At 60.8% G+C, this 19923-nt stretch carries 13 protein-coding genes; 9 read left to right on the top strand and 4 right to left on the bottom strand.

The window, feature by feature from the left end:
- Nucleotides 1–189 precede the first annotated feature (189 nt).
- From LAD35_RS17345 to LAD35_RS17330, 4 genes are all read right to left on the bottom strand, one after another.
- Nucleotides 190–2514 (bottom strand): IPTL-CTERM sorting domain-containing protein, encoded by a 2325-nt coding sequence (locus tag LAD35_RS17345; RefSeq protein ID WP_224150208.1) that lies wholly within the window; start codon nt 2512–2514, stop codon nt 190–192.
- An 826-nt stretch (nt 2515–3340) separates the two neighbouring features.
- Nucleotides 3341–3658 carry a DUF7693 family protein gene (locus LAD35_RS17340; RefSeq protein ID WP_224150207.1) on the bottom strand — a complete coding sequence of 106 codons (318 nt, stop codon included), beginning with the start codon at nt 3656–3658 and terminating at the stop codon, nt 3341–3343.
- Nucleotides 3659–3766: 108 nt separating this feature from the next.
- Nucleotides 3767–5290: a glycosyltransferase family 39 protein gene (locus tag LAD35_RS17335; protein WP_224150206.1), complete on the bottom strand. Its 1524-nt coding sequence runs from the start codon at nt 5288–5290 to the stop codon at nt 3767–3769.
- Between the two features lie 110 nt (nt 5291–5400).
- Entirely contained in the window at nt 5401–6273 is an 873-nt protein-coding gene (locus tag LAD35_RS17330) for an NAD-dependent protein deacetylase (protein WP_224150205.1), read from the bottom strand.
- Nucleotides 6274–6394: 121 nt separating this feature from the next.
- Here LAD35_RS17330 and LAD35_RS17325 point away from each other — a divergent pair, with 121 nt between their 5' ends.
- The 9 genes from LAD35_RS17325 (at nt 6395) to LAD35_RS17285 (ending at nt 19698) form a co-directional block, all read left to right on the top strand.
- Entirely contained in the window at nt 6395–6688 is a 294-nt protein-coding gene (locus LAD35_RS17325; RefSeq protein WP_224150204.1) for a DUF6364 family protein, read from the top strand.
- A complete protein-coding gene (locus LAD35_RS17320) occupies nt 6685–7125 on the top strand; it encodes a PIN domain-containing protein (protein ID WP_224150203.1) in 441 nt (146 codons plus the stop codon). The genes LAD35_RS17325 and LAD35_RS17320 overlap by 4 nt, the downstream gene beginning before the upstream one ends.
- 317 nt (nt 7126–7442) lie before the next feature.
- Complete coding sequence (gene hisC, locus LAD35_RS17315) at nt 7443–8561, top strand: histidinol-phosphate transaminase (protein WP_224150202.1); 1119 nt, start codon at nt 7443–7445, stop codon at nt 8559–8561.
- A complete protein-coding gene (gene hisB / locus LAD35_RS17310; protein WP_224150201.1) occupies nt 8558–9181 on the top strand; it encodes an imidazoleglycerol-phosphate dehydratase HisB in 624 nt (207 codons plus the stop codon). Before hisC ends, hisB begins: the two co-directional genes overlap by 4 nt.
- Nucleotides 9182–9262: 81 nt before the next feature.
- Entirely contained in the window at nt 9263–9931 is a 669-nt protein-coding gene (hisH, locus tag LAD35_RS17305) for an imidazole glycerol phosphate synthase subunit HisH (RefSeq protein ID WP_224150200.1), read from the top strand.
- 47 nt (nt 9932–9978) lie between these two features.
- On the top strand, nt 9979–10722 hold the full coding sequence (gene hisA / locus LAD35_RS17300; RefSeq protein WP_224150199.1) for a 1-(5-phosphoribosyl)-5-[(5-phosphoribosylamino)methylideneamino]imidazole-4-carboxamide isomerase: 744 nt from the start codon (nt 9979–9981) through the stop codon (nt 10720–10722).
- 319 nt (nt 10723–11041) lie between these two features.
- Nucleotides 11042–12052, top strand: a complete 1011-nt coding sequence (gene galE / locus LAD35_RS17295; protein ID WP_224150198.1) for a UDP-glucose 4-epimerase GalE — start codon at nt 11042–11044, stop codon at nt 12050–12052.
- 243 nt (nt 12053–12295) lie between these two features.
- Nucleotides 12296–13096: an imidazole glycerol phosphate synthase subunit HisF gene (hisF, locus tag LAD35_RS17290; RefSeq protein WP_224150197.1), complete on the top strand. Its 801-nt coding sequence runs from the start codon at nt 12296–12298 to the stop codon at nt 13094–13096.
- A gap of 506 nt (nt 13097–13602) precedes the next feature.
- On the top strand, nt 13603–19698 hold the full coding sequence (locus LAD35_RS17285; RefSeq protein WP_224150196.1) for a DUF5979 domain-containing protein: 6096 nt from the start codon (nt 13603–13605) through the stop codon (nt 19696–19698).
- Nucleotides 19699–19923 lie beyond the last annotated feature (225 nt).

Genomic DNA, 19923 nt, shown 5'->3' with positions numbered 1-19923 from the left:
ACTGGCGGCGCACTGCTGCCGCTCGGTCCCGAGCCCTTTTGGAATGCGAACCTTTGGTGTTCTCTATGCGTAGCTAGGGGCCAAGTTTTCCGTGCGGTGTCAAACTGCCCTTGCTGCAAGTTCTCCACAAAGAAAAATGCCAGTCAGCGCTTAACTGACTGGCATTCACATTGGAGGAGGCTTTCGGAATTAACTTTGGCGCTTGCGCATCTGCACTGCGCCCATCATCACCAGGAACAGTGACAGTGCCATCAAACCCCACTCCTTAAGAGTCGGCACAGGGTTCGGTACGGGTGCTGCGGTGCTGGTGAGTGTGTTGACAAACGTCGCCACATTTCCGCTGCTCGCGGTTACCAAGGTCACAGCAGCAGGCAGAACGCCCCAGGCATAGTCAGCGGGAGCAGCAGGCAGCGCAGCGGACTCGCTGATAGTGCAGTTGGCACCTTGAGGAACATTGGCGATGGCAATGGAGCCAGTATTTGCAGCGCTCAGTGCAACGGCGGCTTGGAAGGTGCCGTCTGGGCCGCAGTTGGCAGTGAAGTTGAACACGCCTGACACACCGGTTGCAGGCCCGCCGCTCACCGTTTTCTGGATCGTGATACCAGATGTGAGCCGGGTCAGCGTGTTGACAAAGGTGGCTACATTTCCGGTGGCTGTGGTCACCCTGGTCACAGCAGGCGGTGCATTGGTACTCCATGCATAGCCTGCGGGTGCTGCAGGCAGCGTGGCGTTTTCGCTGATGGTACAGCTTGCGCCTTGCGGAACGTTGGTGATGGCAATGGCTCCCACACTCGTCGCATTGAGTGTGACAGCGGCTTGGAAGGTGCCGTCTGCACCGCAGTTGGCGGTGAAGTTGAACACGCCAGACATACCTGCTGCAGGCCCGCCGCTCACCGTTTTCTGAATTGTGATATCAGTTGTGGCCCGGGCCAGGGTGTTGCTGATCTGCACAGTGTTGGCTGCGGGCGGCGCGGCCATGGCAACTGTTGCACTGGGCAGTGCGGTTTCAACCCAGATATGGTTGGCAGGCGGGGCCGGGCGCGATGTTTCCGTAACCACACAAGAGCCGCTCGCGATCACAGGGCTGACAATGGTGTTTCCGCTGGCAGACGATGTGAGCGTTATGGCTGTATCAATCAGTGGCATTGCCATGCCGTTTGTACCAGTACAGGCTACTGATACGGGGTAGCTCGTTCCCGTCAGATCGACCGGGGTGACATTGGCAGGCCACACAATTTGCTTGGATACGGTGAGCTGCGCGGCATGACAGGTAAGCGACGCCGTGGCTGGTGTGGTGATTTGACCGACAGAGGTGACAAAGTCAACTCCGGGTGTGATGGTGTTGATAACCGTTGGTGTGCTGACACAGGCCTGTAGGCCCGCAGAGGTGATGGGCCAGATGACTGGCACCGATACACTGCAGCCCCCAACAGGAATGCTGAACCCGGTGAAGTTGATATTGCTTGCACCTGACGTGGCTGTAAGGGTACCTCCTGTGCAGGTATGGCTTGCCGCTACACCCGCACCAATCTGCAAGGGGGCAGGAAGGTTATCCGTGAGGTTAGTGACCGATATGGCTGAGGTAGTGTCGTTGAGTAACTGAATGCTCAGTGTGCTACCGTTATCGCCCAGATATATATCCGTTACATCAAATGACTTTGTGACCTTGGGATAACCACAACTGCCACTTGTAGACGTTGCTGCATTCACAAAGGCTGGCCCTATTTTGCCTCGGTTGTTGGTCCACATCGGGTAGCCTGGGAGCAGATCAAAGAAGGGAGATGCATCCACTGTGGCGAAAACGCAGGCACCTCTGCCAGCATTTGATTGGTCTGCAGGTATCAATAGTCCATATACATCGTTGACTGGTGCCGTTGAGCCGGCAGAAGGGAAGCTGGTAGATGGAGTACCCGTAGCAAGGTAAAGTGCATTGTTGGCAGGTACATTGTTGATATAAGCGAGGTCACCACCATGGATCGGATTGAGGCCAGTGAATGAAGAAGCCAAGGAAGCGTTGGTGTTCAAAGGGAATGTCGCGTATCCCGCCTGCACGGTTCCTAGACTGAAAGAGGATCCCGTTGCGCCATTCAGTGCTGTCAGCATTGCAGACCCATTGGCGCCGCCGCAGCACGCGTCAACAAAAAATATAATGGAATTGGCCCATCGATTTGCTACTGCGTTCTGCAAGACAGCCCAATTGGTGCTGTCAATAAGGCGGTAAACGCTTGAGACAATAACAATGTCATAAGGCCCTTGGGCATTGGAAAATGTGGCTTGCGAGATAGCATTGGTATCCCCGAGTACAGATAGACGGGTTAAGTTGGATGCCCCCACCACTGCCGTAAATTCGGCCTGCATATTGTTGTATAAATCGATTGCCTCTTGATTCTCTGTATTCGGGCCTGTGACATTCGTAGTCAGCATCAGCACCTTCTGTGCAAAGGCCAACTGACCCCCTCCAATTAAAAACATGCCAATGAGCATGCATCTCAACACTCTTAGAATTTTTCCCATGGTAAATCTCTCCATTTTGAATTTTGTCAATAGTGAGGTTCTAAACATTTCAAATGAGGTGCATCAATTTTGCTACTTCTTTGAGTGTGTCGTTTAGATATAAATTTGCAATATAAATAAATTTGTTGGAATTTTATAAAATAATTAGATTTCATTATTTTTAGAATTTGATGGATGCGATGCTTTTTTATGTTTTTAGTTTATATAAAGTCTGATTTTTTGATTGCAAAGTATTTTTTCAAAAGTGCAAAAATTGGCGATGGCGGCACCTATTTTGATATAAATCAAAATAATTGATTCGCACTGTCTCAATTGCATCATTTTTCAAGTTTTGGTTGAATGATCAGCAGGCCGCTAGGGGAATCTCTGCACAGCGACCGACTCTCTACAGCGCAGGCGGATCATCCATAGATGAAGCAATCGGCCTTGCTACCGAGTTCAAGAAGACATTCAAGCGAACCCGTAGCGGAAGTTGGTGAATGTGGTGGATTTGGTCGTTACCTGACCTGCGCTGGTCGCGCTCATCGAGCCGCGTCGCCTGCTAGAGGCGACTCGCCAGCCTGCCTTCGCAGGCGAGGCGGTGCTGCTGTGTATCCATCTGCTGCTGCAGTGGTTCAACTTCTCGGAACCTATTTGTGATCTCTACACAACTTGCAGAGAGCGGGTTTGCGGATGCCTGGTTATTAGTGTCTAGTAGGGGGGCGTTTAGCCAGAGCGGCAGGCTGCGTTGTTGCTTTCCCCCGGTAGCATGGCTATTGCTGCGGCTATAGGTGCGCCCCTCATATCCTTACCGTAACTCACCACCTATCGTGCAATTGGTGGAGAGTCAGTGGGCCAGATTGAAAATCTGTTCCAGCGCCAAGGCCTCTTCGGTGCTCAGGAGGGAAACGGGGTTGCCATCGCCATTGCTATCCGCCCAATCGGCGTACCCGCCAGCCCTTCCGTTCGGTGCCGACACCCGGTCACAGTAGTCGAGGCGTCCCTCGTAGTAGAAGACCCCGATACGCCAGTCTCCCACCTTGTAGCTTGTTTCTCCCTTATAGGGAGCGGACCGCTCTTCGGCAGTGATGGTGATCTCTGCCCGGAGGGCGCGCCGAAGATGTGCCACCACTTCCTGCGCCGACAAGGTATTGGTGTTTTTCATTGACCATCCATCATGCCTTGAATCCGTTCAAATCACGAACGCAGTCAGGCAAGGCCGCATGAATGTCTGAACCACCCGAAACGCCAGCAGTGGGGCCGGGTGGCTGGTTCAACGCCGCTCGCAGGCCGCAGGCACATAAGCCCGCCATTGCACCACCAGCGGTTGCTGCTTTTGTGCGCGCGGCCAGGGAATGCTCCAGGTGCCTTCCTGCATCCGCATATCGGGGCGGCTGCCCAGGTCTTGCAGAACGGCCACCGGCGCGGGCTCGCCGTCCTCCGCGTCTTCCGGTCTCCACGCCCAGAGCGCACCATGGCGCTGCACGCGCTCGGCCGTCACCCACGGGGTAAAGCGCGGGTCGCCAAAAAGCAGTACCGATGGCTGGCTGGGCGTGTGGATGGCAATCAAGCCAGCGGTCCATGCATCGCCGGCAACGGTGTCCAGCGGGCAGGTGGAGAGCTGGTTCCAGGTCTGGCCGGCCTGCTGGGCCAGGGCTGCGGCGGGCCAGTCGGAACGCACGGGGCGCTTGCGCCAGTCGTGCACGTAAGCCAGGTACGAGCCCGAGAGCAGCGAAATCAGCACCAGCCATACGGTGATGCCGCGCAGCAGGTAAGGGCGCATGCTGGCAAGCCAGGCCGCAGGCAGCAGGCTGGCCACCAGCAGGCCGGTGAAGGGCCAGATCGGAACGCCCCACATGTCACGCAGGCGCACTCCGGCCACCAGGCCTACCAGTACCAGCAGCAGGCCCGGGGCCAGAGCGATCAGCAGCAGGTAACGCGGCTGGCTGCTGTGGATGTTCCAGCCCGATTGCGCAGGTGCCAGCTGCTTGGTGAATCGGGTTCGCGCCCAGGCGAACAGCACCACCAGCAGGAGCGGCAGGTGGTTGAGCATCTGGGTCAGCAGAAAAGACAGGGCTCCCATCTGCGGCGATGTACCGACCTTGGCAGTGCGTCCCCGCGCATAGGCAAAAGGCAGCCAGTCGTTCTGATGCAGCCAGAGGGCATGCGGGGAAAAGACGAGCGCCATGGCCACAATGGCCAGCCACGGGCCGGGCCGGCGCAGCACGCTGCGCGCTGGTGTCAGTACGGTGAAAAGGGCCAGGCATGCCAGCAGCAGGCCGATGGAATACTTGCACAGCAGCCCCACGCCCGCTATCACGCCCAGGGCCAGCCACTGGCGCAGCTTGCCGTCCTGCCAGGCGGCGAGGTAGAAGTAGCAGATGCCCGCCCAGAAAGGCATCTGCGCGATGTTGTGGTTGAACTCCAGCGCAGGCCGGGTGTAGAAGACCACGCCCATGGTCAGCACGGTGCCGATCAGTGCGCGGTCGCGCGAGACGAGGCGGCAGGCCGTGAGCCACACCAGCCACAGCGTCAGGCCCACGCACAGCTGGCTCAGGATAAAGGGCCCGAAACGGCCAAACACCACCCAGAACACATGCAGCGCAATAGGGGGCAGCGGTGGGTGCTTGTAGGTGCCCCATTGCCATTCCCGGCCCCAGCCCAGGCTCTCCACAATATCCAGCGGAAAGCTGGGTGCAAGAAAAGGCGGCACGAGCGACCAGGCCAGCGCATAGATGACGGCGACCCAGAAAAGGGCACGCGGCAGGGGGGTCGACGGCAGAGAGGCGCTGGTCATGAGAGATTGAGCAAAATCAAATAGCGGGTGAACGGGTCATGCAGGGGCACACTGTAAACGCTCCGGACCGCATTGGTGGCCTGGATCGACAGCGGTTGTTGGCGGTCTGGCTACGGGCTGGGATCGCGAGCAGGCGCTTTCAGCACGGCAGACAGCTGGGCCAGGGCCTCGTCACAGGGCGCGCGCAGCTTGAAATCCAGTTCGGCATCGGCTCGCGTGGCGCCCAGGTTGATAGCTGCCACCGGCAACCCCTGCTGTTTGGCCGCATGCACAAAGCGCAGTCCGGAATAGACCATGAGCGAGCTGCCAACCACCAGCAGGGCGCGGCTGGCAGCGAGTTGCTCCATCGCATATTGCTTGCGGGCAAGCGGCACATTCTCGCCGTAAAACACCACATGGGGCTTGAGAATGCCGCCGCACACCGGGCAGGCAGGTACCGAAAAGGCCGAAAAATCCACGCCGCTCAGGTCGGCATCGCCATCCGGTGCGGCAGGCGCGCTGTGGTGGTGCCAATGCGGGTTGGCGGCCACCAGTGCATGTTGAAAAGCGGCACGTGGGCTGATGGTGCCGCAGCCCATACAGATGACCTCGTCGAGGCGGCCGTGCAGATCCACCACATTGCGGCTGCCTGCCTGCTGGTGCAGGCCGTCAACATTCTGCGTGATGACGGCTTGCACAAAGCCTGCGTGCTCCAGCTGTGCAAGCGCCTGGTGCGCAAGATTGGGCCGCGCCTGTGAAAATACCGGCCAGCCTGCCAGGCTACGCGCCCAGTAACGCTGGCGTGTGGTGGCATGTGCCATGAAGTCCTGGAAATTGACCGGGGCGGGGCGCTTCCATGCACCGTGCTCGTCACGGTAGTCGGGAATTCCGCTGCCGGTGCTGATGCCGGCCCCGGTAAGCACCGTCCAGGGATGGTGGCGGGTCAGCACGGCGGTCAGATCCTGCAGCGTGCAGGAGAAGGGTGTGGGAGAGGTGATCGACATGGGTGGCACTACAGATGGCCGCCATCATGGCATGGGCCGAAAGCCTGGGTGAACGGGTCGGCGGGGTTGTAATTTAATACACGAATTTCGTGTGACACGAAATTCGTGTAAACTTCGATCCATGAAGAATTTGACCATCACCGTGGAAGACAGTGTGCTGGAGTGGGCGCGCGTAGAGGCGGCCCGCCGGGGTACCAGTGTTTCGCGCATGGTGGGCGACTTCATGGCCGAGATGAAGCAGCGCGAAGACACCTACGAGCGGGCCTATCTCGCCTGGCGTACCGACGAGCGCACCTGGCAAGGCGGCGCTGGCGCTGATGGTGCTCCTGAAAAGGAAGCGCGCAGCGCACAACTGGTGCGCGCGGGTGGCCAAAATGGCAGAAACAACCCCAGCGGCAAGAAGGAGCAGGCATGAGCACGGTGTTTGTGGACACCTCGGTCCTGATCGCGTCCGAAAACGTATCGGACGGCGCGCTGTACGAGGCCACCCTGGGCTGGCTCGACTGGCTCTGGCGCACGCGCACGGGCCGCACCGGCAACCAGGCCCTCACCGAGTTCTACGACCAGGTCACCACCGCCGCCAACCCCATGCCTCAGGGCGATGCCCGGGCTGCCATTCGCCGCTACCAGACCTGGACGCCATGGAAGACCGATGCCGCCACGCTGGAGACGGCCTGGGCCGTACAGGCCCGCCATGCCCTGGATTTTGGCGACTGTCTGGCTGTGGCCTGCGCCCAGCACAGCGGCTGCAGCCACATGCTCAGCCTGCACCTGCCCCACGGTGCAGAGTTTGGCGGCGTGACCGTGCTGCACCCGCTGCTGCAGTCTGCCCCCCAAGAAGAGAAGGCGTAAGAACGTGTTTACGATCTCCTCGTGCCGCGACAGTGGCTTTGCGGGATGGGCTGCTAGGCGCAGTGCGCGGCCAATAGCCAGCTATTGGCAAGCGCTGCAACAACGCAGACCGCCCGCAAAACCACTGTCCCTCCGGGTTGGAGTGAAATCGGGCGATTTCTGTGCGCTGACCCTTGCTTGCACCCCGGTGCAAGCTGCGGCTCAGCGCTTCGAACTCATCCCGATTGCACTCCAACGCGGCTGCGTAGAGATCGTAAACACGTTCTAAGCGCCGTCCAAACTGGTCAACCCGTGCCCTGTGTGAAAGACTCCATCCCATGACCGTTCCAGACACCCCGTCCAAAGCCCTGCAACGCATTCGCGCCGATGTGCGCGCCATGCAGGGCTACCATGTGCAGGCCTCGCAAGGCTTGCTGAAGATGGACACGATGGAGAACCCGTACCGCCTGCCTTCCGAGCTGCAAAAGCAGCTGGGCGAGCGCCTGGGTGCGCTCGAAATCAACCGCTACCCGGGCGAGCGCCAGGAAGTGCTGAAGAACATGCTGGCCACCTACGCAGGCGCGCCTGCGGGCTCGGTCGTGCTGCTGGGCAATGGTTCGGACGAGCTCATCACTCTGCTGGCACTGGCCACTGCGCAGCCTGCCCAGGGCGGCCGCGCCACCATGCTCGCGCCGATGCCCGGCTTTGTCATGTACCCGCTGTCGGCCAAGCTGCAGGGGCTGGACTTCATCGGTGTCGATCTGACGGCCGATTTTGATCTGGACGTGCCCGCCATGCAGGCGGCGATTGCCACCCGCCAGCCTGCCATCACCTACCTCGCCTATCCCAACAATCCCACGGCCACGCTGTGGGATGAAGACAAGGTGCAGGCCATCATCGATGCGGTGGCGCAGGTGGGAGGCCTGGTGGTGATGGACGAGGCCTACCAGCCCTTTGCCTGCCGCAGCTGGATCACCCGCATGCAGGCCGAGCCGCAGCGCAATGCGCATGTGCTGCTGATGCGCACGCTCTCCAAGTTTGGCCTGGCCGGTGCGCGCCTGGGCTACCTGATCGGGCCTGCCGCTATCGTGAACGAGCTGGACAAGGTGCGTCCCCCCTACAACGTGAGCGTGCTCAATTGCGAAGCTGCTATCTTTGCGCTGGAGCACGAGGCGCTGTACGCGGAGCAGGCCGCTGCCATCCGCGCCGAGCGCCAGCCACTGATCGATGCGCTGGAGGCCATCGCCGGTGTCGAAAAAGTCTGGCCGTCCGAGGCGAACATGGTGCTGCTGCGCGTGCGCGATGCAGGCCGGGCACAGGCCGAGATGAAGGCGCGTGGCGTACTGGTGAAGAATGTCTCTGCCATGCACCCCTTGTTGAACAACTGCCTGCGCCTGACCGTGGGTACCCGCGAAGAAAACGCCCAGATGCTGGCGGCATTGAAAGAAAGCCTATGAGCAATATCATCCCCTCTGCAGCCCAACCACTGCCCCGCATTGCCGAGGTGCAGCGCAACACGGCAGAAACGCGCATCGCCGTGCGTGTCAACCTTGACGGTACCGGCAAGGCACGCCTTCACTCCGGCATCGGGTTTCTCGACCACATGCTCGACCAGATCGCCCGTCACGGCCTGATCGATCTGGACATCGAATGCGCAGGTGATCTGCACATTGACGGACATCACACAGTCGAAGACATCGGTATCACCCTGGGCCAGGCCTTTGCCAAGGCCGTGGGCGACAAGAAAGGCATTCGCCGCTACGGCCACGCCTATGTGCCGCTGGACGAAGCGCTCTCGCGCGTGGTGATCGACTTCTCGGGTCGCCCCGGCCTGCACATGGAGGTCAAGTTCACCGCAGGTAGCATCGGCCAGCTCGACACGCAGCTGGTATACGAATTCTTCCAGGGGTTTGTGAACCATGCGGGCGTTACCCTGCACATCGACAACCTCAAGGGTTTCAACGCCCACCACCAATGTGAAACCATCTTCAAGGCCTTTGCGCGTGCGCTACGCTTTGCGCTGGAGCATGATGAGCGCATGGCGGGCGTCATCCCTTCCACCAAGGGCGCTCTCTAAATCAGAGCGTGTAGCAATTGCTACGTATAGTTTTCAATGTGAATTCATTCTGAAATCCCCTATCAAAAAGCGATGGCTGCTATGAATTTGAAGAACAACACCGTGGCGGTGGTCGATTACGGCATGGGCAACCTGCGCTCGGTATCGCAGGCGGTGCAGGCCGCCGCAGCCGGCTCGGCGGTGCAGGTCGTGGTCACCTCGGACCCGGACGTGGTGCGCGCTGCCACCCGTATCGTGCTGCCCGGTCAGGGCGCCATTCGCGATTGCATGGCCGAACTCCGGGCCTCCGGCCTGCAGGAGAGCGTGCTCGAAGCTGCGGCCACCAAGCCGCTGTTTGGTGTGTGCGTGGGCATGCAGATGCTGCTCGACCACAGCGAAGAAGGCGATACGCCGGGCCTGGGCCTGATTGCCGGACAGGTGAGAAAGTTTCAGCTGGCGGGCCGCCTGCAGGCAGATGGCAGCCGCTTCAAGGTGCCGCAGATGGGCTGGAACCAGGTGCGCCAGGAGACCCCGGCGGGCAAGCCGCACCCGGTCTGGCAAGGGGTGCCTGACGAATCGTATTTCTACTTCGTGCACAGCTTCTATGCCGAGCCCGCAGAGGCCAGCCAATGCCATGGCACGGCCGAGTATGGCGAGCGCTTTGCATGTGCGATTGGCCGCGATAATATTTTTGCGACACAATTCCACCCGGAAAAGAGTGCGGACCAGGGCCTGGCGCTGTACCGCAACTTCCTGCACTGGAATCCCTAAGCCTTTTCCTCAATCCTTTTTGTTTTCAACGTCAGCCAACCACCACCATGCTGCTCATTCCTGCCATTGATCTGAAGGACGGTCACTGCGTACGCCTGAAACAGGGCGATATGGATCAATCCACCACGTTCGGCGAAGACCCTGTCGAGGTTGCGCGCCGCTGGTACGATGCGGGCGCTCGCCGCCTGCATCTGGTGGATTTGAATGGCGCGTTCGCCGGCCAGCCCAAGAACCTGCATGTCATCAAGGCCATCCTCCAGGAGTTCGGCGATGAACTGCCGGTGCAACTGGGTGGCGGTATCCGCGACCTGGACACCATCGAGCGCTATATCGATGCTGGCATGCAGTACGTCATCATTGGCACCGCAGCCATCAAGAACCCCGGTTTTCTGCAGGACGCCTGCACCGCATTTGCAGGCCACATCATCGTGGGCCTCGATGCCAAGGACGGCATGGTGGCCACCGATGGCTGGAGCAAGATCACCAACCACTCGGTCATCGAAACGGCCAAGCGTTTCGAGGATTGGGGCGTGGAGTCGATCATCTACACGGACATTGGCCGCGATGGCATGCTCACCGGCATCAATGTGGATGCCACGGTCAAGCTGGCGCAGGCCATCCGCATTCCGGTGATCGCATCGGGCGGTCTGTCGGGCATGGCCGATATCGAGGCGCTTTGCGCGGTCGAATCCGAAGGCGTGGAAGGCGTGATCTGTGGCCGCGCCATCTATACCGGCGACCTCGATTTTGAAGCGGCGCAGAACCGCGCCGATGAATTGAGCGAAGGCTGAGGCTGGCCACTCCGCTTGCAAAGCCGCACGCTGTGCGGCTTTTTCTATTGCAACAAACCGTTGGGGTGTGTGTCAGGCGGCTGCCTGAAAAGTGCCTGCTGCGACGGTAGGAAGGCGATGCTGATGCGTTGTCATACTGGCGGATCCTGGTTGGACATTGATAAATGTCAACAAATGCCAGTTGTTACCGCGTGGCACATATGATATGGGCCAAATTCGCCGCAATTTCCCGGCGTATCGGACAATAGGCCTCGCGCGAAATGTCAGAATCCATAGCAGATGCTGGACACGCATTCCGCAGACTGTTAGAAAGCACCCCGTGATACTCGTGACTGGCGGAGCCGGCTATATCGGCTCTCACCTCTGTGTTGCCCTCGCAGAAGCAGGGCTGCCTTTTTTGATCCTGGATAACTTCAGCAATGCACGCCGCTCGGTGCTGCAGCGGCTGGAGAAGATCCTGGGTTTTGCGCCTCCGTGTATCGATGCTGACGTGCGCGACACCGCCATGCTCGAGCAGCTGTTTGACGAGCAGCATTTCGATGCGGTGATCCACAACGCCTTTCTCACATCGTCAGCCGACGCCGCGCGCGAGCCGCTGCGTTACTACGACAACAACGTCTCGGGTACCGTGGGTCTGTTGCGTGCCATGCAGACCGCTGGCATCCGCAATCTGATCGTCTCGTCGTCGGCCATCGTCTATGGCGACACGCCTGCCATGCCGGTGCGCGAGGATGCGCAGGTCTGCGCGAGCACGCCCTACGGGCAGACGGCCCTGATGGTCGAGCAGGTGCTCTCCAGCCTGGACGAGGCCTCCCCCAAGCGCTGGCGCATGGCGCTGCTGCGCAGCTTCAATGCCGTGGGCTGCCACGAAAGCGGCCTGATCGCCGAAGACCCGCCCCGCATGTCCACCCATGTGGCGCCTTACCTGGCCCAGGTGGCAGCGGGCAAGCGCGACTGCCTGCGCATTTTCGGCAACGACTACGCCACCCCGGACGGTTCGCCGGTGCGCGATTACCTGCACGTGACCGATCTGGCGCGTGCCTATGTCGCCACCTTGCACTATCTGCGGGGCCACGCGGGGCTGCTCAAGCTCAACGTCGGTTCGGGCCAGCCGACGTCGGTGCTCGGGCTGGTGCGCGCGTTCGAGCATGCCAATGGCCGCGCCGTGCCCTTCCGTGTCGGGCCGCGCCGCAATGGCGATGCGGCCCACTGCTGGGCCGATATCAGCCAGGCGCGTGCGCTGCTGGGCTGGCAGCCGCAGCTGGGGCTCGATCGCATGATGGAGGACGTCTGGCGCTGGCAGATCGGCATGGGCCGCAGCGTGCATTGATCCTGTGGGTCCATTCCGGAAAACCGCCGCAGAAATCGCCGATTTCGCGGCGGTTTTTCATTGCCAGGCCTTGGCAGAGGGTCTCCGGGGGCCCTGTCAGGGCGCCCTGTGGCTGCGGTGACGCACAGGTGAAGCGGGGCAGGGGCTTTTCACGGGCGAATGGCTACCGCCAAGGCCTGGCGTGGTATGGTTTTGCCCTGTAGAAAATTCGTCTGCCTTCTTCCATCTTTCACGAGAGTTTCCATGCTTGCCAAACGCATCATCCCCTGCCTGGACGTCACGGGCGGCCGTGTCGTCAAAGGTGTCAATTTTGTCGAACTGCGTGATGCTGGCGACCCGGTGGAAATTGCGGCACGCTACAACGCGCAGGGCGCGGACGAGCTGACTTTCCTGGACATCACCGCCACCAGCGATGGGCGTGACCTGATCCTGCCCATCATCGAGGCCGTGGCCAGCCAGGTGTTCATCCCGCTGACCGTCGGTGGCGGCGTGCGCACGGTCGAAGACGTGCGCCGACTGCTCAATGCCGGTGCGGACAAGACCAGCTTCAACTCGGCGGCCATTGCCAACCCGGAAGTCATCAACGCCGCCAGCGACAAATACGGTGCGCAATGCATCGTGGTGGCCATCGATGCCAAACGCCGCAGCGCGCAGGATGAGCAACGCATCGGTGCCAATGGTCAGCCCGTGGGCGCAGGGTGGGATGTGTACAGCCACGGCGGCCGCAAGAACACGGGCATGGATGCCGTGCGTTGGGCTTCTGAAATGGCCACCCGCGGCGCGGGCGAGATTCTGCTGACCAGCATGGACCGCGACGGCACCAAGAGCGGCTTTGACCTGCAGCTGACGCGCGCCGTGGCCGATGCCGTTGGCGTGCCGGTGATCGCATCGGGTGGCGTTGGCAATCTGGAGCATTTGGCCGATGGCGTTACCGTGGGTGGTGCGGACGCAGTGCTGGCCGCCAGCATCTTCCACTACGGCGAATACACCGTGGGGCAGGCCAAGGCGCTGATGGCGCAGCGAGGCATTCCTGTGCGGCAGTAGACCCTTTCTGGCCTTGTGGGCCAGATGCTCTCAAATAAGGAGCTGCCAGCGTCTGGTTTCAGACGCTGGCAGCTCCTTTTTTCAACATCGTTTCTGCGGATCGCAGTACGGCGGCTGACTGGGTGCAAGGATGTCGCCAAAGGTGGGGTAAGGAAGATCCTTCGCGATTTTCAAAAATATCTAATCATATTAATTAAGAATTTTGATCAATTGTTGATGGGTGTGAGTGCTTGCATCCTGTGTTTTTAGAGGGTATTTTTTGGCGTTCTCTATAGTGGAATAGTTGAAAAATAGAATTATTAACAATTTGATCGAAATCTATAAGATGATTCATTTGTACAATAGTTACAAATATTAATAAACAATGGCGATTCTTAAATTTATTTAATTATTTGAGCGCCCACAGCCCATACAAAGCGGCGGAGGAAGGTGTGTTGAGGATGAATCCTCTCACGCCCACCTCCGCCGCTTTGCATTTGCTGGCGCGTTCAGTTGGATGAAGAGTAATGATGATCATTCCAAGCCCGTATCGCAATGCGGCGCCCCCACAGGCACTGCCTTCCCCGGTTTCGAACTTTCGCAAAACCCCTCCGGTCTTGGGCTGGCGCCCATGGGCGTTGGGAGGCGTTCTGGCTTTGGCCTGCGTCGCTGCAGTGCCAGCGCAAGCACAGGTGCAGCGCATTTTTATCAACCCGGGTTTTGAGGAGCCGGTGCTGCCGGCCAGCTGTTACCAAACCATGCCCAGCGACAACGTGCCGGGCTGGGACACCACACACCGGGCGGGCTCGGTCAGTGGAACCTGCAACCTGCCCAATCTCGTGGCCACGGGTGGGCTGATCGAGATGTGGAGCTCCAGCTTCATGGGGGTTGTGGCAAGAAATGGCTCCAACTTTGTGGAGCTGAACGCCAATGAGGCCTCGCGGCTCTACCAGAAAATCTGCCTGGTACAGGGTGAAACGGTCAACTGGCGGTTCAGCCACCGGGGGCGGTCAAGCGCCACGGTCAGAGACGTGGCAGAGGTCAAGATCGGCGCCACTACCTCGGTCGCGCAGGTGGGAACGACATCAAATGGTGCAATGGACACACCAGTTGCATACCTGGGAACGGTCAATACGCCGGTGCCGGCCGCCACCAATGGCTGGCGCGACTACAGTGGCGCCTTCACGTATGCCGGGGCGACCGGTGGTACCAACTTCGGATTCGAGTCGATCAGATCGGCTGGCGGAGCCAGCTCAGGAAATTTCCTGGACAACGTGCAATTGGCCCTCACTCCGTTTGTCGATTTTTCCAAGACCAGCTACTCGGATCTGGAAGGCGACAGTGGCTCGCAAAGAGGCACTGATCTGCCCACCTTTCGGGTCAATGGCGTGGTTCCTGCGGGAGGCATGACCGTTACCGTCAAGATCACCGGCGGAAGCGCGGTGCGGGGTGTTGATTACTTCACGGGCACAAGCAGTGGCACCAGCGATACATTCACAGTCAATGTGGCAGCTGGCAGCTACGACGGCACATCGGTTGCCAGCTTGATCCAGCTGCCAATCTATATCGTTGGCAACGCCATTGCCGGAGCCAGCAAGACCATCAACTTCGAGATCCAGCCATCCTCCCAATATGTGCGCAGCTCCAATGATGTGTGCGGGCAGGATGCGTCGCCAGCGGTCTACACCATTGTTGATGATGATGGCCCGCTGAATGTCAAGAAAACCGTGGCATCGGCCCCCGTGCCAGTGGCGGGCCAGCCTGATCAGTTCGACATCGGCTACACGGTTGTGGTCACGAACGACACTACGGGCAACAGAACCTATGCATTGACCGACACGCCGGGCTTTGATGGCGATGTGACGATCAACAGCCTGCAGTCGCTGACATGCACCCGAAGTGGTGGCGGAGGCACGGCGTGCGGCGGCAATCCGCCCAGCTCCATCAATGGGGCTGGCCCCTGGACGCTGAGCAGCAGCCATGGGCTCGCCAGTGGCCGAACCGAAACCTATTCGATGGTCGTGCGCTTCACGGTCAAACCAGGCAAGGTGGGTGCTGACATTTGCGACGGAACCACTGGCAAGGGCCTGTTCAACAGCGTAACCGCGACAGTCACCGGCATGGGGGCTGGCACGAGCAGCGATGCCGCTTGCCAGAATACACCCACGCCTGTGTGGGTAACCCTCAACAAGAACCTGACGGGTCGCATTGCGGCTACCGATCAGTTCCAGATCCGCATGTCTTCCGGAGGCATTCCGGCATCCAGCGCAACCACGACTGGCACTACCGTACCCGCCACCGCAACCACTGGCCTGCAGGTGCTTCAGGCAGGCAAGACGCTGCAGTTCTTTGAGGCCCTCAAGGCCAATGGCACGGGTGCAGACCAGCTGCCCAGCGCGTACACATCCAGCCTCAGTTGCTCGGGCTCTACGGCAGCAGCGCCCAGCGGCCCAGGAACGGCGCAGGGCACGCAATTGCAATGGCCCGAGTTCAACCCCGTAGCTGGTGACAACATCGTCTGCACCATCACCAACGCCCCCATCACCTACAACGTCACGGCCACGGTCAACCCGGTGGGCGGGGGCGTTGTCAATGGCGGCAGCGCCAATTGCACGCCATCACCGGTAGCGAGCGGCGTCTCCAGCACCTGCCAGGTCACCACCACCACACCGGGTTGGAGCTTCACAGGCTGGACGGGCGCCGCCTGCAGTCAGGGCCAGAACACAAACAACTGCACCTTGACGCCGACGAACGCCGACATGGCCGTGGTGGCCAATTTCTCGCCACTGCCGGGTACCTTGACGGTCAGCAAGACCGTATCCGGTGGCCCCAGTCCGCTGCCTCCTCTGAGCTTTCCTTTCAGCGTGAGCTGCTCTGGCGGTGCTGCTCCATTCAATGCCAGCGGCAATGTGGCCGCAGGTGGCTCGGCGCAGGTGACCGGCATTCCGGCGGGCTCCACCTGCAGTGTGGCCGAGGGCAATAAACCTGCCGTGCCCGGCTACACCTGGAGCGTGGAGCAGATCACGAACCCAGCGGGGGCCATGGCTCCCGGTGGCGCATTGGCGGCCAGCATTGCCAATTCTCTCAGTGCCAATCCAGGCACCTTGACGGTGAGCAAGACCGTGACGGGCGGCCCCAGCCCGCTGCCTGCCCTGAGCTTTCCTTTCAGCGTGAGCTGCACGGGTGGTGCAGCGCCTGCTGGCGGCTTCTCTGCCAGCGGTAATGTGTCTGCAGGGTCCTCGGCATCGGTCGGCAATATCCCAGCAGGCTCCAGCTGTACGGTGACCGAAGGGGCCAAGCCGCCGGTAGCCAATTACACCTGGGGAGCGGAGCAGATCACGAATCCCGGTGGCCCCATGGCAGCGGGCGGCACGCTGGCAGCTACGATCGCCAACTCACTGACGCGCGATCAGGTGAGCGTCACCATCAACAAGACGGTGACGGGCGCGCCAGCCACTGGTGCGCCAGGCAACTATGGTTTCTCGCTGGTTTGCGATACCGGCACCTACACGGGCGCGGTGGGCATTGCGGCCAATGGCGTCTCGGGCAGCACCACGGTGCAGGTGCCGAAAGGAGCCACATGCTCCGCCCTGAATGAAACCGGCAAGGCCACACCGCCTGCGAACTACAGCTGGGCTGCGGAAAGCACGACCCCGCCAGCGGATGTCATCGCCATTGGTGCCGTGGGCAGCATCGTCAACCCGCTCAAGGCCAATGCCAAAATCACCCTGCAAAAGACGGGTCCACGCGTCGTGCTGACCGGTGAACAGTTCAACTACACATTGACGCTGACCAATACCGGCGAACTGCCGACGGGACCGGTCCTGACCGTGCAGGATCTGCTGCCTGAAGGCATGGAGTTCGTGTCGGCCCAGGGTGACATCTGTACTGGCGCTGCCAGCGACAAACAGACCTTGCTGACCTGCGCCGTGCCGGGCCCCTTGACCGAGGCGGGCGGTGAGTCTCCATCGGCATCCTTTACGGTGACAGTCAAGGCGCCAGCCACAGCCGGGGCGTTGGTCAATTACGCAGCAACCCACCCCAGCGGCAGCGGCAATCCGCCAAGCCCGCCAGGCGCCGCCTGCGATGCGACAACGACCAGTTGCGCTAACTGGTCCACCGATGTGAACACGCCAGCGGCGCTGACGGTGGAGAAGTCTGCACCTGCGATCAATGCTGCCGCAGGTCTTAACCAGTACACGGCAAGCTACCAGCTGACGGTGAAGAACACGGGCGGCTCGGACGGCAGCTACACGCTCTCTGACACCCCTGGCTTTGCCGGCAGTGCCACCTTGACCAGCATCAATGCTCAGCCAGCTGGCGGCGGTGTGCTGGGAGGCCGTGCCTTCCCACGCAGCAACCCAGCCAACGGAGCCGAGCAGCAGATTGGCGCATCCAGCCTGCCCATCGCAGCCGGTGCGACGCACACCTATACGGTCACCATTGACTACACGATGGTGGGGGGCATGGCGCTGGCCTGCAACGGCAGTGCCGGCAATGGCGCCTTCAATACCGCCAGCATTACGGGTACAACGGCTGCAAGTGCCAATGCCTGCGGCGACCTGACAGGGCAGGCCACAGCTGGAATCACGCTCAAGAAGGCATGGAGTAACGGCAAGAGCGGTGATGCGGTGAGCCTGGCCATCACTGGCTCCGGCGTGACCGGTGCGGTGGGCGGCAGCTCGGCCGTGGGCGGCGCAGTGGTGGATGCCACGGCGACGGCCATCGTGGGCAGCACCGTGGCGATTGCAGAGGGCTGGACGGCAGGCAACAGCGCCAACTATGACGTGGCCTACAGCTGCGACAACGGCATTGGCGCTGTCTCCAGCTTTGCCATGCCCAATGCGGCAGTCACCTGCACGGTCACCAACACGCGCAAGAGCGCGCAGCTCAAGCTGGCCAAGCAGTGGATCAACGGCACCAGCGGTGAGACGGTCAACATCACGGCGGCCTACAACGGCACCACGGCCTCCATCATCTCGACCGCCACGGACTCGGACAAGACCGATACCGGCACCAACGCCGCCACCGTGTATGCGGGCGACGTGCTGACGCTGCCCGAAGAAGTGTTCTCCAATCCTGACAACACAGCCAAGTACACCAAGACGGTGTCGTGCAGTGCTGGCAGCCTGGCGGGCAAGGATCTGACGGTGCCAGCCGGTGCGCCTGAGCTGCTGTGTACCTACAAGAACAGCGGCTTGCCGCAGGTCTCGGCCACCAAGGTGGCAGAGCCTGCTGCGCTGATCAAGGGAGCGTCGGGCCAGAAATACGTGATCACCGTGACGATAGCTGGTGCGCCGACCATGGACGGGATCACGATTGCCGATGCACTGCCCAGCGGCATCAAGCTGGCGGGTGCGCCGACGGTAGAGGCGGGCACAGGAGCGAGCGTGCCCAAGCTGGAAGCCTGCGGAGCAGCAGGAGACACCAGCCTGGGAGCGGACTGCGTACTCAGCGGCACTACAGGTGTGACGCTGAACCTGGGCACCTACATCATCACGATCCCCATCGACACGAGTGATGCCACCGTGGGGGCGACAGCGGGTACCAACACAGCGCACCTGAGCGGCGGAGGCGACCCAGCCTGCAAGCTCGATGGCAACCCGCTGGCCTGCAACCCCAGCACGGAGGATGTACCGGTGAACATGCCAGCTGCGCTCCTCGTGAGCAAGACCAATGGTGTGAACCAACTGACGGCGGGCACCCAGACCACGTACACGGTGACCATCACCAATACCGGCGGCACGGCGGCAAACGGGGTGGAGTGGCGTGACGCAGTAGTCAGCGGCCTGTCGGGCATCACCAGCATTGCCCCGGGGGCTGCTTCGGCCGGGTCTGATCTCGGCACCTGCGCAGGCCTGGCTTGCACGGGTATCACGGTGGCGGCCAATGGTGGCTCTGTCAGTTACACAGTGACTGGCACTGTCGGCGCGGCAGCACCTGGGGCGCAGGCCGTGAACACGGCCAACCTGGTGGGCGGCGGCTGCGTGGCCGGTGCTGGCACTGAGCCCAGCACGCCAGCGAGCTGTACCGCCACTGACAGCGATCCGATCGAGCCGGTGCCGCCGGTAGTCGTCGATCCGCCCTTCATCACCAAGGCCGCCGCACAGGGCAGCGATGGGCATGTGAAGTGGATCATTGTGCTGGACAACCCCAATCCTGCGGCGATGGTGGTGCAGATGCGCGACCCGATGCCTGAAGGCATGACCTTCGTTAGCGGCAGCGTGAGCTGCGCGGCCAATGGCGCCTCCACGGTGGTGGCCCCGCCTGCGGGCTGTTACTACGACCAGGCGAACAACCGCCTTGTCGTGGATGCCACGCTGGCACCGGACAACGGAACGGCCACAGGTGCAAACCGGGTCGAGGTGGTGTTTGAGGCGCAGTTCGTGGCCACTCCCGCCCCTGTCACCAATACGGCGCAGGCCTGTTGGGACACGCAGAATGATCCGGCAGGCATCAATGCCTGTACGGCGAGCCTTTCGGCTGCAGCCACCTACACGCCTGGTCCGAAACCGCCTGCCGTGCCTGCGCCCGTCCCGGTGGATTCGCGCACGATGCTGTTGCTGCTGGCTGTACTGCTGATGCTGGCTGCAGGCTGGCAGAGCAGGAGCGGCAGACGTTAGGACGCAGCAGGCGTTGGAGGAGCTCAAGAGGCTGGCGTGTAGTGCGCCAGCCTCTTTTCTTTGGGCGGTGCGGATTCCTTGCGTGCTTCCAAAAGGGGAGCATGTGGCGTATTCTCTGTAAGGACTTTGGATAGAAAAAGCATGCTATCTGATACCCAGTAACCACGGGTTGCTCACTTTTTTATAAAAAATTCAATACCAGGGACATCGTTTGGCGGGTTCAGG

This window comes from Comamonas odontotermitis, assembly GCF_020080045.1.
Classification (GTDB): Bacteria; Pseudomonadota; Gammaproteobacteria; order Burkholderiales; family Burkholderiaceae_C; genus Comamonas; species Comamonas odontotermitis.
The sequence above is the reverse complement of the archived record's forward strand: the minus strand, read 5'-3'. Positions and strand labels throughout refer to the sequence as shown.

Excerpts from the sequence above, each read along its gene's own strand:
- LAD35_RS17345 (WP_224150208.1), bottom strand. The coding sequence starts at position 2,514 with ATGGGAAAAATTCTAAGAGTGTTGAGATGCATGCTCATTGGCATGTTT.
- LAD35_RS17340 (WP_224150207.1), bottom strand. The coding sequence starts at position 3,658 with ATGAAAAACACCAATACCTTGTCGGCGCAGGAAGTGGTGGCACATCTT.
- LAD35_RS17335 (WP_224150206.1), bottom strand. The coding sequence starts at position 5,290 with ATGACCAGCGCCTCTCTGCCGTCGACCCCCCTGCCGCGTGCCCTTTTC.
- LAD35_RS17330 (WP_224150205.1), bottom strand. The coding sequence starts at position 6,273 with ATGTCGATCACCTCTCCCACACCCTTCTCCTGCACGCTGCAGGATCTG.
- LAD35_RS17325 (WP_224150204.1), top strand. The coding sequence starts at position 6,395 with ATGAAGAATTTGACCATCACCGTGGAAGACAGTGTGCTGGAGTGGGCG.
- LAD35_RS17320 (WP_224150203.1), top strand. The coding sequence starts at position 6,685 with ATGAGCACGGTGTTTGTGGACACCTCGGTCCTGATCGCGTCCGAAAAC.
- hisC (WP_224150202.1), top strand. The coding sequence starts at position 7,443 with ATGACCGTTCCAGACACCCCGTCCAAAGCCCTGCAACGCATTCGCGCC.
- hisB (WP_224150201.1), top strand. The coding sequence starts at position 8,558 with ATGAGCAATATCATCCCCTCTGCAGCCCAACCACTGCCCCGCATTGCC.
- hisH (WP_224150200.1), top strand. The coding sequence starts at position 9,263 with ATGAATTTGAAGAACAACACCGTGGCGGTGGTCGATTACGGCATGGGC.
- hisA (WP_224150199.1), top strand. The coding sequence starts at position 9,979 with ATGCTGCTCATTCCTGCCATTGATCTGAAGGACGGTCACTGCGTACGC.
- hisF (WP_224150197.1), top strand. The coding sequence starts at position 12,296 with ATGCTTGCCAAACGCATCATCCCCTGCCTGGACGTCACGGGCGGCCGT.
- LAD35_RS17285 (WP_224150196.1), top strand. The coding sequence starts at position 13,603 with ATGATGATCATTCCAAGCCCGTATCGCAATGCGGCGCCCCCACAGGCA.